Raw genomic sequence first — 15410 nt, 5'->3', positions numbered from 1 at the left:
GCTCCGGCAGGCCAAAAGCCTGCCGGTTTTCTTTTGTTCGCATTCCGGCTCGCCCCATCGCGGATTCGTCAACAGCGAATTTTCGAAACCATTAATTTTGGGCTGGCGGAATCAGAGGTAAAAAGGTATCCGGTGAATCCCATGGCGCGATATGTATTCATCACAGGCGGCGTGGTCTCCTCTCTAGGCAAGGGCATCGCCGCGGCAGCACTCGGAGCTTTGTTGCAATCCCGTGGTTATCGGGTGCGGCTTCGCAAACTCGACCCCTATCTGAACGTTGATCCCGGCACCATGAGCCCGACACAGCACGGCGAAGTGTTCGTGACGGATGACGGTGCCGAGACGGACCTCGACCTTGGCCACTATGAGCGCTTCACGGGGCGTTCGGCCACCAAGACCGACAACATCACGACCGGTCGTATCTACAAGAACATCATCGACAAGGAACGGCGCGGCGACTATCTCGGCGCAACCGTTCAGGTCATTCCGCATGTCACCAACGAGATCAAGGATTTCGTGATCGAAGGCAATGACGACTACGACTTCGTCATCTGCGAAATCGGTGGCACGGTGGGTGATATCGAGGCGATGCCGTTCATGGAGGCGATCCGCCAGCTCGGCAACGACCTGCCGCGCGGCACGGCGATCTATCTTCACCTGACGCTGATGCCTTACATTCCGGCAGCCGGCGAGCTGAAGACCAAGCCGACCCAGCATTCCGTGAAGGAACTGCAGGCGCTCGGCATTCACCCCGACATCCTGCTTGTGCGCGCCGACCGGGAAATCCCGGAAGCGGAACGCCGCAAGCTTTCGCTGTTCTGCAACGTGCGTCCTTCCGCCGTCATCCAGGCGCTGGATGTGGCGAATATCTATGACGTTCCGATTGCCTACCACAAGGAAGGTCTCGATTCGGAAGTGCTGGCCGCCTTCGGCATCGAGCCGGCGCCCAAGCCGCGTCTGGAGCCGTGGGAAGAGGTCTGCAACCGCATCCGCACGCCGGAAGGCGAAGTGACGATTGCGATCGTCGGCAAATACACCGGCCTCAAGGATGCCTACAAGTCGCTGATCGAGGCGCTGCATCACGGTGGTTTTGCCAATCGCGTCAAGGTCAAGCTGGAATGGATCGAGTCCGAGGTCTTCGAAAAGGAAGATCCCACACCCTATCTCGAAAAGGTCAACGGCATTCTCGTGCCTGGTGGTTTCGGTGAGCGTGGTTCCGAAGGCAAGATCATGGCGGCGCAGTTCGCGCGTGAGCGCAACGTGCCCTATTTCGGCATCTGCTTCGGCATGCAGATGGCGGTCGTGGAAGCGGCCCGTCACCTTGCCGGCATCGAAAATGCCTCCTCCACCGAATTCGGCCCGACTTCCGAGCCGGTCGTCGGCCTGATGACGGAATGGGTCAAGGGCAACGAGCTGGAGAAGCGCTCCTCCAAGGGCGATCTCGGCGGTACGATGCGTCTTGGCGCCTACAAGGCGGCGCTGAAGAAAGATACCAAGATCGCCGAAATCTACGGCACCACGGATATTTCCGAGCGCCACCGCCACCGCTACGAGGTGAACGTGGACTACAAGGACCGCCTGGAAAATTGCGGCCTCGTCTTCTCCGGCATGTCTCCGGATGGCGTCCTGCCGGAAACGGTGGAATATCCTGACCATCCGTGGTTCATCGGTGTGCAGTATCACCCGGAACTGAAGAGCCGCCCGCTTGATCCGCATCCGCTTTTCGCCAGCTTCGTTGAGGCGGCGGTGGAGCAGAGCCGGCTGGTTTGACAGTTTGAATGAGATGAAGAGGGCCGCTTTTGCGGCCCTTTTGTTTGGTGATAATGGGCTTGGGACGCGCGGTGCGCTGCGATGCGCCCCATGCATCAGGTCAGAAAGCTGCGTTTCTTAAGCCACGCTTCGTACCATGTCGGCCATGCTTCGGTGAGAGTTCCGGGCTTGCCCATGCCAAAGCCGTGACCGCCGGACGCGATTGGATGAAACTCGACATCCGCGCCGGCCTTTTCGCAGGCCTGCTGCATGATACGGCTGTTGGCCGGATCGGAAATGCGATCGTCATCGGCCTGCGTCAGGAAAATCGGCGGGCAATCCTTTCCCACATGGCTTTCCACCGACCATTGCCGCGTTGCCGCATCCGTCGGATGTCTGCCGACAAGCGATTTGCGGGTCGAGGTATCGTCATAGGGAGCCGATAGCGTGATGACCGGGTAGATCAGCGCTGCGATATCCGGCCGGGCTGATTGCCTGTCGATATCATCGAGGGCATCGTAAGATGAGAAGGCGGAGCGGGCCGCAGTCAGGCCCATCAGGTGGCCGCCCGCAGAAAAGCCAAGCGCGCCGATCTTGTGCGTATCGATCTGCCATTGCGAAGCGCGGGCGCGGATGAGCCTGATGGCACGCTGTGCATCCTGAAGCGGGGCAAGCGGACCGGCGACCCAGCCTTCGATCGGCAGGCGATAGGTGAGGACGAAGGCGTGGATACCCCTTGCGGCAAGCCAGCGTGCTGCAGGATAGGATTCCTTGCCTTCTTCGATGCGTTTATATCCACCGCCACCCGCGATAATGATGGCGGAACCGTTTGGTTTCTCGGGTGCGAATATTTCAAGGCTCGGCAGGCTGATATTGCTGACCGCGCCTTTCCTGCTGATCTCCAGAGCGCCACCCGGACCGCTGCCGCCGGGAGGTGGGCCGGGCCAGAGAGGTATTTGCAGCCGCCTGTCCCGGGCCAAGACATCTGGGATTTTCAAGGCCGCCGCGAAAAGCGCGCCGCCCAGCAGGAGATTGCGGCGGCATATCATGGCGTCATCCTCATCGCGCTTGGGGTTTCGGCATTTGCGCCGGAGACCGGCTCACAAGGACGATCTTCAAAACGGCAGGCGAGGTCAATACCGGACCATCGCAGCCTGTCCAGCTTGGAGCCTGTCCTTATCCATCCGGCAATAAAAAACGGGCCCGAAGGCCCGTTCCAATTCCAGCGATAAATCCCGACCGGCTTATTTCGGGCCGATCATGTTTTCCGGGCGTACAAACTGGTCGAATTCCTCGTTGGTGAGGTATCCGCCACCGACCGTTTCTTCGCGCAGGGTCGTGCCGTTCTTGTGCGCGGTCTTGGCGATCTTGGCGCAGATATCGTAGCCGAGCTTGCTGTTGAGCGCAGTCACCAGCATCAGCGAGTTTTCGACGCCCTTCCGGATGTTATCTTCGCGTGCCTCGATACCGACAACGCAATTGTCGGTGAAGGAGACGGCCGCATCGCCCAGAAGCTGGACCGACTGCAGGAAGTTGTAGGCCATCATCGGGTTATAGACGTTGAGCTCGAAGTGGCCCTGCGAACCGGCAAACGAGAGCGCTGCATTGTTGCCGAAGATGTGGGCGCAAACCTGCGTCAATGCTTCCGACTGGGTGGGGTTCACCTTGCCCGGCATGATCGACGAGCCGGGCTCGTTTTCCGGCAGCGACAATTCACCGAGACCGGCGCGCGGGCCGGAACCGAGGAAGCGGATGTCGTTGGCGATCTTGAACAGTGCTGCAGCGGCCGCATTGATCGCGCCATGGGAGAAGACCATGGAATCGTGCGAAGCGAGCGCTTCGAACTTGTTTGGCGCAGTGACGAAGGGCAGGCCGGTGATCTTGGAGATTTCTTCCGCGACCTTCTCGGCGAAGCCGATTGGGGCGTTGAGGCCCGTGCCTACAGCCGTGCCGCCCTGGGCGAGCTTGGAAAGTGCGGGCAGGGTGGTTTCGATATTGGCGATGGCCGAGGAGACCTGCGCGGCATAGCCGGAGAATTCCTGGCCGAGCGTCAGCGGCGTTGCATCCTGGGTGTGGGTGCGGCCGATCTTGATGATCTTTTCGAACTGCTTGACCTTGGCTTCCAGCGCCTTGTGCAGGTGCTTCAGGCTCGGCAGCAGGTGGTGAACGATCTCTTCCACGCAGGCGATGTGCATCGCCGTCGGGTAGGTGTCGTTCGAGGACTGGCTCATATTGACGTGGTCGTTGGGGTGAACCGGCTTCTTGGTGCCCATTTCGCCGCCGAGCATTTCGATTGCGCGGTTCGAAATCACCTCGTTGGCGTTCATGTTCGACTGCGTGCCGGAACCGGTCTGCCAGACGACGAGCGGGAAATGTTCGGTCAGCTTGCCGTCGATGACTTCCTGAGCAGCCGCGATGATGGCGTCGCCGACTTTCGGGTCGAGGCCGGCCAGGGCCATGTTGGCGCGGGCCGCTGCCTGCTTGACGATGCCGAGCGCGCGAACGACAGAGGCGGGCTGCTTTTCCCAGCCGATCTTGAAGTTGCCGAGCGAGCGCTGCGCCTGCGCGCCCCAATAGCGATCGGCCTGAACTTCAATGGGTCCAAATGTATCGGTTTCCGTGCGTGTGGCTGTCATCAGTATTGCCTTTTTACTCGTGTTCCTCCGCCAAAACGGCGCCTTCGCCCGCCTTGCGCGGCCGATATATAGAATCATCGCGCCGGCAATGAAAGCGCTGCAATGGGGCGGAGGCAGATATTTCCCGCCGTGCAAAAGCGATTTTACCGTGTGGCGTGGTGCGCGGAGAAAAAGGCGTCGGCGTGTCATTTTTACTACGACGCGAAATGGCCGGAAAACCGGGCTTTACCGGGTGCGCTGACGCTCCGTTGGGGCAGGGTAAAGTGAATGAAATAAATAGAAATTTAACCATTCTCGCCAATTCTGGAAATTACGTTTTTATGGCTTTGGCTGTATCATAAGGTTCATTTCGGCACGGTTGTGGGCTTTGGGCGTTTTCTTTTCAACGGGCCGGCGATCGGCTAGACAGGCATGAAACTGATGCCCGCCCTTTGCTGGCGGTGCTGGGTGCTACGAGGATCAAATTGCAAGTCACATCTGGAAAATCATCGGCAGCGCTGGTGCTGGCTCTCGGTCTTTCCGTTTCCACCGCTCTTCCCGGCAGCGCCGGGGCGGTAACGCTGATGGACCTCCTGCGCGGCGGCCCCGGCAAGATCGCGCGTGATCGCGGTGAATTGCCGCCGGCCGGCATCGTCACCTCGCCCTCGACCGCTGGACCGGGCGCAGGACAGAGTGCGGACGCTTCCGACCCCGAGCCTTTGCCGCGCGTTTCCGGCCCGCGCTATTACGACTACAAGGCGGATGCGGCGCGTGCGGTAAACACCGCGAATTTCGGCGAAGGTCTCGCCAATCTGAAGTTCAGCGCCACGCCTGAGATCGCCAAGGCGCTGGAAGCCTATTATGGAGCCGGCGGCAAGACGCTGTGGGTTTCGGAAGGTGAGCTTACCGCGCGTGCCAATGCCGTCATCGCCTTTTTCGAGACGGTGGGCGAAAGTGGCCTCGATCCGGCCGATTACAGCATTTCCGCACCGGCAAAGGACGTGACCGCCAGCATCAGCAGCAATGCTGCAGGCACGACTGCAACGGGTACGCCGGTCGAAACGGCCTCGGCACCCGTATCCGACGCCTATCAGCGGGCGCAGATGCAGTTCGAGCTGGCGCTCTCCGCCAAGGTTCTTGCCTATGTGCAGGATACGACCCGTGGCCGTGTCGATCCGAACCGGCTTTCCGGCTACCATGATTTCAAGCGCAAGACGGTGAACCTCGCACCCGTGCTGAAGCTTGCGGGCCTCAGCCCCGATGTCGCCGCGTATCTGCGCAGCCGCGAACCGTCTAGCGCCGAATATCTTGCGTTGAAGACCGAACTTGCCCGCCTGCGCGGCGAGGGTGATGCGGCACATGTCGTGCGCGTTCCCGCCGATCTGGTGCTGAAGCCCGGCAACAGCAGCGCGGATATGGCCAATGTCGTCAAGGCCATCGAACATCGTGCTTCGCCCGCCTTCAAGGCCGAGCATGCGGCGATCATTTCCGCCTATCAGCAGACGCCGGATTATACGCCTGATCTCGTCGATCTGGTGAAGGCGTTCCAGAGCGAAAACGGCCTGAAGCCGGATGGCGTGATTGGCCGCGCGACCGTGCGCGCCATGGTCGGCGAAAGCAATGACGCCAAGATCGCCAAGGTGCAGGTGGCCATGGAGCAGGTCCGCTGGCTGCCGGCCGATCTCGGCCAGCGTTACGTCTTCATCAACCAACCCGCTTTCATGGCCTATTACCACAATGACGGCCTCGAGCAGTTCGGCATGAAGGTGGTGGTCGGCTCGAAAGCCAACCAGACCTATTTCTTCCAGGATGAGATCCAGACCGTCGAGTTCAACCCCTATTGGGGCGTGCCGCAGTCGATCATCGTCAATGAGATGCTGCCGAAGCTGCGCCGTGATCCGTCCTATCTTGACCGGCTGGGTTACGAAGTGCAGGTGGGCGGCCGTGCCGTTTCTTCCACCAGCGTCAACTGGTACGGCTCGACCAACGCGATTTCCGTTCGTCAGCCGCCGAGCAGCGACAATGCGCTGGGCGACCTGAAGATCCTGTTCCCCAATGCGCATGCCATCTACATGCATGACACGCCGGCCAAGAGCTTCTTCAACCGCGACATGCGGGCGCTGAGCCATGGCTGTATCCGCCTGGTCGATCCGCGCCGCATGGCCGCGGCCGTTCTCGGCACCAGCGTCGACAAGGTTGGCGAGCAGATCGCATCCGGCAAGAACCGGGCCGTGCAGGTGCCGGAGAAGGTTCCTGTCTATGTGGCCTATTTCACCGCGTGGCCGGACAAGGACGGCAAGGTGCAATTCTTCGACGATGTCTATGATCGCGACAGCTATGTGCAGAAGGCATTCGCCGTGACGACGAAGGCGCGGGCCGCGTCGATCTGATCAGCATACCATCAAGAGAAAAAGCGCCGGAGACGGCGCTTTTTTGTTTGAAGGAAAGGCCTTCCCGATTTGTTTGGTGGTAGGGTCCGCCTGCTACATTTGGCGTTAACGGCAACACCGTACTCTGTCACCCCGGACTTGATCCGGGGTCCAGCGCGATCAAGTCCTTGATCGCGAGAGACTCTTCTCGCGGTGCAAACGCGCCGTGGCTGGATGCCGGATCAAGTCCGGCATGACGGAAGAAGGGGCGCGCAACCCTCAATGTGGTTGAGTGTGCCGCTCCCTCGCTTTTTCCGCCTAGCCCACAGCCTCTCAGGCCGCAGCCGCACCCTTAGCAACCAGTTCTTCGAACAGCGCCGGCGTCAATTCATTGAAATCGTCGATCACGACATCCGGCTCGAGTTTCACCATCGGCACATCCGTATAACCGAAGGTGACGCCGATCGATGGCACGCCAGCGTTCTTTGCGGCGAGGATGTCGTTGATGCTGTCGCCGACCATGACAGTGCGTTGCGTGTCACCGCCGGCCTTTTCGATGGTGCCGAGGATGTGGCGCGCATCGGGCTTGCGGTACTCAAAGGTATCGCCGCAGGTGATGGCGGCGAAATAGGGCGTGAGGCCGAGTTTTTCGAGTAGCGGCACAGCGAGGATTTCGGTCTTGTTGGTGCAGACGGCAAGCGTGATGCCGGCGGCCTTTAGCGCGTCCAGAGCCGCGACGATGCCCGGATAGGGAAGGCTTTCGCCGGGCATTTCGGCGCGGTAATGGGTGATGAAGCGCTCATAGAGCGGATCGATCTCGGCTTCCGGCAGTTCCGTCTCGCGCAGTGCGAAGGCGCGCTTGATCATCACCCGAGCGCCCTGGCCGACGAGATGCGTCAGGTCGTCATAGGTAACGGGGGCAAGCCCGGCTGCAGCGATGGTGTGGTTAAGGCTCGAGACGAGATCGGCGGCGGTATCGACCAGCGTGCCGTCGAGATCGAAAATGGCGAGCGGGGAGAGCGTGCGGGTTGTCACGGGAACTGGCCTCTTGGAGAATGCGGATGCTGGGATATGGGTGTTTTCATTTGCGCCAAGCCTAGGCAAACGGGCCTGTCTTTGCAACCGCGTCACAACGTTCTGTTCGTTGCCTTGAAAAAGGCTTTCGTTTGGCTTTCGACCCGTGTAAACAGCACGGCGACGACAAAGCTACCGGAGTTTCAGGCACATGGATGCCCGCCAGATGAAGATCAAGGCCGCCGAGGCCGCATTGTCCCACGTGCAGGACGGGATGCGGCTTGGTATCGGCACGGGTTCGACGGCCGAGGAATTTGTCCGGCTTCTGGCCGAAAAGGTCGCAGCCGGTCTCAAGGTCGAGGGCGTGCCGACATCCGAGCGCACCGCGCGCCTGTGCGTCGAGCTTGGCGTGCCGCTGAAATCCCTCGATGAATTGCCGGAACTCGATCTGACCATCGATGGCGCTGACGAGGTCGATCATGCGCTGCGTCTCGTCAAGGGCGGCGGCGGCGCGCTTCTGCGCGAAAAGATCGTGGCTGCGGCATCTGCCCGGGTGATCGTCATCGCCGACCAGAGCAAGGTCGTCGAGACGCTTGGCGCCTTTCCGCTTCCCATCGAAATCAACCCGTTCGGCCAGGTGGCAACGCGCATCGCCATCGAAAAACTGGCGGCACGATCCGGCCTTTCGGGCGAGTTGACGATGCGCTCATCCGGCGATGGCGCCTTCATGACCGACGGTGGACACCTCATCCTTGACGCATCTTTTGGCCGTATTCCTGATGCAGAAGCGCTAGCACGCGAGCTGAACACGATTCCCGGTGTCGTCGAGCACGGACTTTTCATAAATTTGGCATCGCTTGCCATCATCGCGGGTCCTGAAGGCGCCCGCGTGATGCAGGCAGTATAACAGGAGCGAGATTTTCATGGTCAAACTAGCGGGACTGGGCAAAGCTGCCGCTGCTTCGATCCTCATTTCCGGCATCGTGTTCGGTACTGCCGCACGCGCTCAGGAAATTTCGGAAGCGCATATCGCTGCCGCACGGCAGGCTATCACCTCTCTTGGCGTTACCGACCGTTTCGACGACATTCTGCCTGGACTGGCGGAGCGTCTGAAAGCCGAACTCATTCAGGCCTCACCGAATGTGCAGGACGCGATCACCGAGACCGTTGACGCGAAGGCGCTCGAGCTTGCGCCGCGCCGCGCCGATCTGGAACGCGAAGCCGCGCTAACCTACGCGCGCGCCTTCACCGTTGAAGAGCTGAACGCCATTTCCACCTTCTACAGCAGCGAAGCGGGCAAGAAGCTCCTGAAGGACGGCCCGATCGCCACGCGCGAACTGATGAAGGCCGCCGACATCTGGGCCGCTGGCGTCAACCGCGATCTGAACACCTCCAGCATGGCTGAGTTGCAGAAGGTAGCTGGCGCCGATCTGAAGCCGCTTCCGGCAGATCAGACCAATACGGGCGGCGCTCCGGCTCACAAGCCCTGAGTGCGTGACATAGAGCATTGGGCCCAAAAAGCTCAGGTTCAGAAATATTCAAAGCCCGGTCGCAAGACCGGGCTTTTCATTTGTGCGTCGCAGCACCTATATGTGCCGTGAATGCGCCGCCACCCGTCTCGAGGCTGAGGACGGCGGTTTTGATCAGGGGTTTTGACTATGACAGCTTATGACTACGATCTCTTCGTCATCGGTGGCGGTTCTGGCGGCGTGCGCAGCGGCCGTGTAGCGGCCTCGCTCGGCAAGCGCGTGGCAATCGCCGAAGAATACCGCTATGGCGGCACCTGCGTCATCCGCGGCTGCGTGCCGAAGAAGCTGTTCGTCTACGCCTCGCAATTCCCGGAACATTTCGAGGACTCGGAAGGATTTGGCTGGAGCGTCGGCGAACGCAGCTTCGACTGGAAGAAGCTGATCGCGGCGAAGGACAAGGAAATCACCCGTCTCGAAGGGCTCTATCGCAAGGGTCTTGAAAACGCCAAGGCGGACATTTTCGACAGCCGGGCGGAACTGGTTGACGCCCACACCGTGAAGCTCACGAAAACCGGCCAGACGTTCACGGCCGAGCGTATCGTGATCGCCGTCGGCGGCACGCCGAACGAGCACAAGGCGCTGCCCGGCCATGAGCTAACGATCTCGTCCAACGAGGCTTTCGATCTGGAAGAGCTGCCGAAATCGATCCTGATCGCCGGCGGCGGTTACATCGCCGTGGAATTCGCCAATATCTTCCACGGGCTTGGTGTCGAAACGACACTGATCTATCGCGGTAAGGAAATCCTCTCGCGGTTCGATCACGACATGCGCAAGGGCCTGCATGAGGCGATGGAGGCCAAGGGCATCCGCATCATTCTGGAAGACATCATCGAGGACGTCAGCAAGGATGGCGCCGGTGGCTTCGTGGCGCGCACGAAGCAGGGCGGCTCGCTGCATGTCGGCCTGGTGATGCTGGCGCTTGGCCGCGATCCGAACACCAAGGGCCTTGGCCTCGAAAATGCCGGGGTTAAACTCGATGCGCGGGGCGCGATCATCGTCGATGATTACTCGCGTACGAACGTGCCGAACATCTTCGCGCTGGGTGACGTCACCGACCGGGTACAGCTGACGCCGGTGGCGATCCACGAGGCCATGTGCTTCATCGAAACCGAATACAAGAACAACCCGACCAAGCCGGATCACGAACTGATCGCGACGGCGGTGTTTTCGCAGCCCGAAATCGGCACGGTCGGTCTTTCGGAAGAGGAAGCCGGCAGGAAATATCCGGAACTGGAGGTCTATCGCGCACAGTTCCGCCCGATGAAGGCGACCTTATCCGGCCGTCAGGAAAAGACGATCATGAAGCTGATCGTCAATGCTGCCGACCGCAAGGTTGTCGGCGTCCATATTCTCGGCCATGAGGCGGGTGAGATGGCGCAGCTTCTCGGCATCACGCTGAAAGCCGGCTGCACCAAGGATGATTTCGACCGCACCATGGCGGTGCATCCGACAGCGTCCGAGGAACTGGTGACGATGTATTCGCCGAGCTACCGCGTGGTGAACGGCGAAAAGGTCTAGTCACCCTCCACTTCGGCACATCATTGATTTTCGCCCGATTATCACCGACGCCCGCTGAACAGGCTCTCGTTGCTCTTCAAAAGGGCAACGAGACGGTCTATGGCGAGCCGCATTTCAGCGGCATGCCGGTCGTCATCGTTGACGACGATCCACAGCGGATGGGATAATTCTTCGATCGCCTCGCCATCGCGGACAAGGCCGGGCAGGGCATCGCCAACGAAACACGGCAGGACGCCTTTTCCCGCGCCGCTCTGGATAAGGCCCGGTAAAAGTGAGGGCGCGTTCGTCCAGGTGTGGATAAGCGGTTCCCGATGACGGAATACCCATTTCTCCGCGTCGGACGCCGCCACCTCGGTTCCAATTGAAATCCATTGCGTGAACTCTTCGCCCGAACTGTCCTGCGGGCGATAGGCGCAATAGGCGACGTCGACCGATTTGCGCACGGCAAAATTTCCGGTGGCTGGCTTGTCGTGCCTTATCGAAATCAGGCCACGCCGATAGGTCAGTTCGTCTTCGTTCTCGCATTGCTTGCAGCACAGCCGAAAAGCGTCGGATGGGCCCCGGATGGCTGCTGTATTGGCCGCTATGAAGCCCGCAATCCAGATGTCGCTCGATATCGAAACAATCGGCAGCGAGAAGGCCTCACCGTGCCATTGCGCGATCTCTGCCGCGCTTTGCCGCATGATCAGAACCTTTTCGAGCAGGACCTCGCCATCCGGGGCGAGCCTGTATCCGTTCTGGCTTCGAATGAAGAGCGTTCGTCCGATCTTGCGCTCCAAAAGGAGCATTTTTCGGCCAATCGTCGGCGCGCTGAGCCCGGCTCTGCCTGCAGCACCGGCCAAACCTCCCTCTGTCGCAACAATGTCGAAAAGCTTCAGATCGTCCCAGTCCACTTCCTTCACGGCATCTTCTCCAAATCACCGCAGCACCTTATGCGCATCAGGGGCCGCTTTCTCCGTTTTTGTATGAAACGGGTCTTTCAAACGTGCATCTATGCTCTCCCGCCGGGTCCGCTTAACTCGTCTCTCCACACCAAGGAGACAAAAATGTTGCCGGAAACCATGTTCCTGATGGAAAAGATGAGACGCACTGAAGCACTGTGCAGGCAAGGCGGGGGCGATGATGAGTGGGAGACCTGGCCATCCTCTGCCATGGACCGACTGGCGGTCTTTCTCTTCCATCTGCCTCTTTCCTTGCGCCAATACATCCGCACAAAACGGGGAATTTCTTGATTGCACGGGAGCAGGCGGACACCATCTTGTGATATTTTAATCGTTTGAAACGATTTTTCTGCGTCAGACGGCATCAAAAGGGTCGGAAAGGGAGGAGCGGGTGCACGAGTGTCTATGCAAACTCGGCGCTTGGAGCTATAAGCCGCTCAATTTTTCGAGGCGGTCGCGCCGCTGTTGCGCGGGCGAGAAAAGGGTAAGAACATGGCACAGAATTGGACCCCCGGCAGCTGGCGGCAAAAGCCAATCCAGCAGGTTCCCGAATATCCTAACGCGGCAGCGCTTGCGGCAACGGAAGCCACGCTTGCGACCTATCCGCCGCTCGTTTTTGCCGGTGAAGCCCGTCGCCTGAAAAAGCAGCTTGCCAATGTGGCTGAAGGCAACGCCTTCCTGCTGCAGGGCGGCGATTGCGCCGAAAGCTTCCTCGAGCATGGCGCGGACAATATCCGCGACTTCTTCCGCGCTTTCCTGCAGATGGCCGTCGTGCTGACCTATGGCGCGCAGCTGCCTGTCGTGAAGGTAGGACGCATTGCTGGCCAGTTCGCCAAGCCGCGCTCTTCCAACGTGGAAGTGCAGGATGGCGTTTCCCTGCCGTCCTACCGTGGCGACATCATCAACGGCATCGAATTCAACGAGGCTTCGCGCATTCCGAACCCGGAGCGTCAGCTCGACGCCTACCGCCAGTCGGCGGCGACGCTGAACCTGCTGCGCGCTTTCGCGATGGGTGGCTATGCCAACCTCGAAAACGTTCACCAGTGGATGCTCGGCTTCATCAAGGACAGCCCGCAGGCGGACCGTTATCGCAAGCTGGCCGACCGCATCTCCGAAACCATGGATTTCATGAAGGCGATAGGTATCTCGGCAGACAGCAATCCGAGCCTGCGTGAAACCGACTTCTTCACCAGCCATGAGGCGCTGCTGCTCGGTTACGAAGAGGCGTTGACCCGCGTCGATTCCACCTCCGGCGACTGGTACGCCACGTCCGGCCACATGATCTGGATCGGCGACCGCACGCGTCAGCTCGACCATGCGCATGTGGAATATTTCCGCGGCATCAAGAACCCGATCGGTTTGAAATGCGGACCGTCGCTGACGCCCGATAACCTGATCGAGCTGATCGATGCGCTGAACCCGGCGAACGAGGCTGGCCGCCTGACGCTGATTTGCCGTTTCGGCCACGACAAGGTGGCGGACAGCCTGCCGAAGCTCATCCGTGCGGTGGAAAAAGAAGGCCGCAAGGTCGTCTGGTCCTGCGATCCGATGCATGGCAACACGATCACGCTCAACCACTACAAGACGCGTCCGTTCGAGCGGATCCTGTCGGAAGTCGAAAGCTTCTTCCAGATCCACCGCGCCGAAGGCACGCATCCGGGCGGCATCCATATCGAGATGACCGGCAAGGATGTGACGGAATGCACGGGTGGTGCGCGCGCCGTGACGGCGGATTCGCTGTCCGACCGTTACCACACCCATTGCGACCCGCGCCTCAACGCCGATCAGGCGCTGGAGCTGGCGTTCCTGCTGTCCGAGCGCATGAAGAGCGGCCGCGACGAGAAGCGTCTGGCGATTGCCAACGCCTGATCTAACGAAATAAACAAAAAAGCCGCCGGGAGACCTTCCGGCGGCTTTTTCGTGTGCGGTGCTGAACTATTGCACCAGCGCTGGTTGCTGGCAGCGGACATCCGTGACCCGCACATCGGCTTCGCCGATCTTGACGCCGAGAACCAGCAGCACGTTATAGAGCAGCTGATCGACGGGGGCTGTGACCACCGCAAGCGTGTTGGCAAGCGCCGCCTGAATGCCCGCCAGACCTCCGAGATCAAGGTTGAGGAAGAGAAGCCTGATATCCAGATTAAGGTTCTTCAGCAGTGAACTGACAAGAGTGGTAACGGTGTCCTTGGTGGAGACACTCTTGATCTTGGCCTGGGTAATATCGGACTGAGTGAAGGTCAGCTTGGTCTTGGTCATGTTGGTGGCGTTGATGAGGGCGCTGCCATTGATGGAGAGCAGCGCCGAATCCACGATCGCCGCCTTGGTGACGCGCGGATCCTTGCCGAAATTGGCAAAGGCCGTGGTATCGACATTGCCAAGAGCGATTTCCGCAACGCCGGGAACGACCTCGACATCGACGGTTCCCTGTCCGCCGCCCGTGCAGCGAATATCGGCAAGCCGCGCTTCGGCATGGGCGACTTCCACATAGAGCGGAAGATTGACCTTGAGGCCTGCTATGGCCTGAAGCCCGTCAACCACGACATTGACCGCAAGCCGGGTCTGTGCGGTGCGCACCACGGTGCCCTGACCTCCGACGGCAAGCGACGGCGTTTCGACCGGCGGTTCACCGATGGCAAGCGTTGCCTTGACCGAGGCGAGACCGAGAAGATTGGCGTTGAGATTGAGGCCCAGCTGATTGCCGCCATTGCCGGCTACCGCTGCGGCATTGATGAGATCGAAGACACCGGCGGTGACCTTGAGGTTTTCACCCGTACCGATCAGCTTGTCCGAGAACGGGCCGAGATTGAGGATTTCCTCCAGCTTTATCTTGACGTTGCTCTTGTTGACGGTTTTTTGCAGCGTATTCAGAATGTTGACGACCGCCGGCTGCAATCCCGTTGTTTTCGTCAGCACGTCGAGGAATTTGCCGTAGCTGATTTCGGTCTTCAGAACATCCTTGTAGGTGCCGGCGGTGAGGTTGAGATCAATGGCCAGCGCCTCGACGATCTTCAGTGCGTTGACATCGGCGGCGAGAAGCGCCTGATAATCCATCAGCTTCAACGACACCGTGGTGCCAAGCAGGCCGCCGAGAAGGCTGTTGAGAATTCCCTCATCGAGGCTGGCGAGCCGCGATCCCACCGAAAATGCCGCGATCTTCTGGGATGAGGCCGTTCCGACCGCCGAAACCTTTGGCGGCTTGGTGAAGGCGGAGGCGAAGAATATCTGCCCCTGTTCGACGATGTTCACTTTTATCGCATTGGTGGGCAGGGCGTTATCGACAAAACGCTGGCCGACAGGGACCGTCGCATCCGGCTCATAGTGACCCTTGATGACTTCGGCATAACCCTTGCTGCTGGCGAATTCATTCAGGGGATCGAAGGGCTGGAGCCCCTTGGCGGTCAAAATGCCCTGGGCCGTCCGGACGCCGAGATCCATGCCGTTGAGGGCAAAATATTGCTGAACCGCTTTTTCGGCATCGGTGGCGTTGGCTGCCGCCGAGATGGCGGCGAGGTCGGCGGTCTGCTGCAATTGCCGTTTCTGTAATGTCAGGTAACCGTAATCGACACCGAGCGCCAATATGCCGATGAAGAGCGGTGCGGTGAGCCCCGCCGAGATGGCGATGTTGCCCGTTCTATCCCTAAGGAAGCGGGGGAGCAGGGAATGGATATCTCGCAT

Annotated in this window: 12 protein-coding genes; 7 read left to right on the top strand and 5 right to left on the bottom strand. The window is 60.0% G+C overall.

Going from position 1 to position 15410, the window contains the following annotated elements:
- The first annotated feature begins 141 nt into the window (after positions 1–141).
- Positions 142–1770: a CTP synthase gene (gene pyrG, locus AC5I5B_RS08085; protein WP_003502929.1), complete on the top strand. Its 1629-nt coding sequence runs from the start codon at positions 142–144 to the stop codon at positions 1768–1770.
- 95 nt (positions 1771–1865) lie between these two features.
- Here the strand turns inward: pyrG and AC5I5B_RS08080 are convergent, their stop codons facing one another.
- Together AC5I5B_RS08080 and fumC are read right to left on the bottom strand one after the other, a co-directional pair.
- The gene (locus AC5I5B_RS08080) at positions 1866–2798 is read right to left on the bottom strand and encodes an alpha/beta hydrolase (RefSeq protein ID WP_060726281.1); all 933 of its coding nucleotides are present in this window, start codon (positions 2796–2798) and stop codon (positions 1866–1868) included.
- A gap of 195 nt (positions 2799–2993) precedes the next feature.
- A complete protein-coding gene (gene fumC / locus AC5I5B_RS08075; protein WP_373426353.1) occupies positions 2994–4463 on the bottom strand; it encodes a class II fumarate hydratase in 1470 nt (489 codons plus the stop codon).
- Positions 4464–4849: 386 nt separating this feature from the next.
- Between fumC and AC5I5B_RS08070 the strand changes: the two genes are divergently transcribed.
- A complete protein-coding gene (locus AC5I5B_RS08070) occupies positions 4850–6754 on the top strand; it encodes a L,D-transpeptidase family protein (RefSeq protein ID WP_236775483.1) in 1905 nt (634 codons plus the stop codon).
- 312 nt (positions 6755–7066) lie between these two features.
- On the opposite strand, the gene gph is transcribed toward AC5I5B_RS08070, so the two are convergent.
- A complete protein-coding gene (gph, locus tag AC5I5B_RS08065; RefSeq protein ID WP_087744075.1) occupies positions 7067–7768 on the bottom strand; it encodes a phosphoglycolate phosphatase in 702 nt (233 codons plus the stop codon).
- A 190-nt stretch (positions 7769–7958) separates the two neighbouring features.
- Between gph and rpiA the strand changes: the two genes are divergently transcribed.
- The 3 genes from rpiA (at position 7959) to gor (ending at position 10794) form a co-directional block, all read left to right on the top strand.
- Positions 7959–8654 (top strand): ribose-5-phosphate isomerase RpiA, encoded by a 696-nt coding sequence (gene rpiA, locus AC5I5B_RS08060; RefSeq protein ID WP_080825029.1) that lies wholly within the window; start codon positions 7959–7961, stop codon positions 8652–8654.
- Positions 8655–8670: 16 nt separating this feature from the next.
- Complete coding sequence (locus tag AC5I5B_RS08055) at positions 8671–9237, top strand: DUF2059 domain-containing protein (protein ID WP_003502923.1); 567 nt, start codon at positions 8671–8673, stop codon at positions 9235–9237.
- Between the two features lie 168 nt (positions 9238–9405).
- On the top strand, positions 9406–10794 hold the full coding sequence (gene gor, locus AC5I5B_RS08050; protein ID WP_080866155.1) for a glutathione-disulfide reductase: 1389 nt from the start codon (positions 9406–9408) through the stop codon (positions 10792–10794).
- Positions 10795–10835: 41 nt separating this feature from the next.
- Here the strand turns inward: gor and AC5I5B_RS08045 are convergent, their stop codons facing one another.
- On the bottom strand, positions 10836–11696 hold the full coding sequence (locus AC5I5B_RS08045) for a LysR family transcriptional regulator (protein ID WP_111834436.1): 861 nt from the start codon (positions 11694–11696) through the stop codon (positions 10836–10838).
- Between the two features lie 144 nt (positions 11697–11840).
- On the opposite strand from AC5I5B_RS08045, the gene AC5I5B_RS08040 reads away from it, so the two are divergent.
- A complete protein-coding gene (locus tag AC5I5B_RS08040; protein WP_003502917.1) occupies positions 11841–12026 on the top strand; it encodes a hypothetical protein in 186 nt (61 codons plus the stop codon).
- Between the two features lie 201 nt (positions 12027–12227).
- The gene (locus tag AC5I5B_RS08035) at positions 12228–13604 is read left to right on the top strand and encodes a class II 3-deoxy-7-phosphoheptulonate synthase (protein ID WP_003502915.1); all 1377 of its coding nucleotides are present in this window, start codon (positions 12228–12230) and stop codon (positions 13602–13604) included.
- Positions 13605–13670: 66 nt separating this feature from the next.
- On the opposite strand, the gene AC5I5B_RS08030 is transcribed toward AC5I5B_RS08035, so the two are convergent.
- A complete protein-coding gene (locus AC5I5B_RS08030) occupies positions 13671–15410 on the bottom strand; it encodes a TadG family pilus assembly protein (RefSeq protein ID WP_111780761.1) in 1740 nt (579 codons plus the stop codon).

The organism is Agrobacterium sp. (genome assembly GCF_059499945.1).
This window is presented reverse-complemented; position numbering and strand designations above follow the sequence as displayed.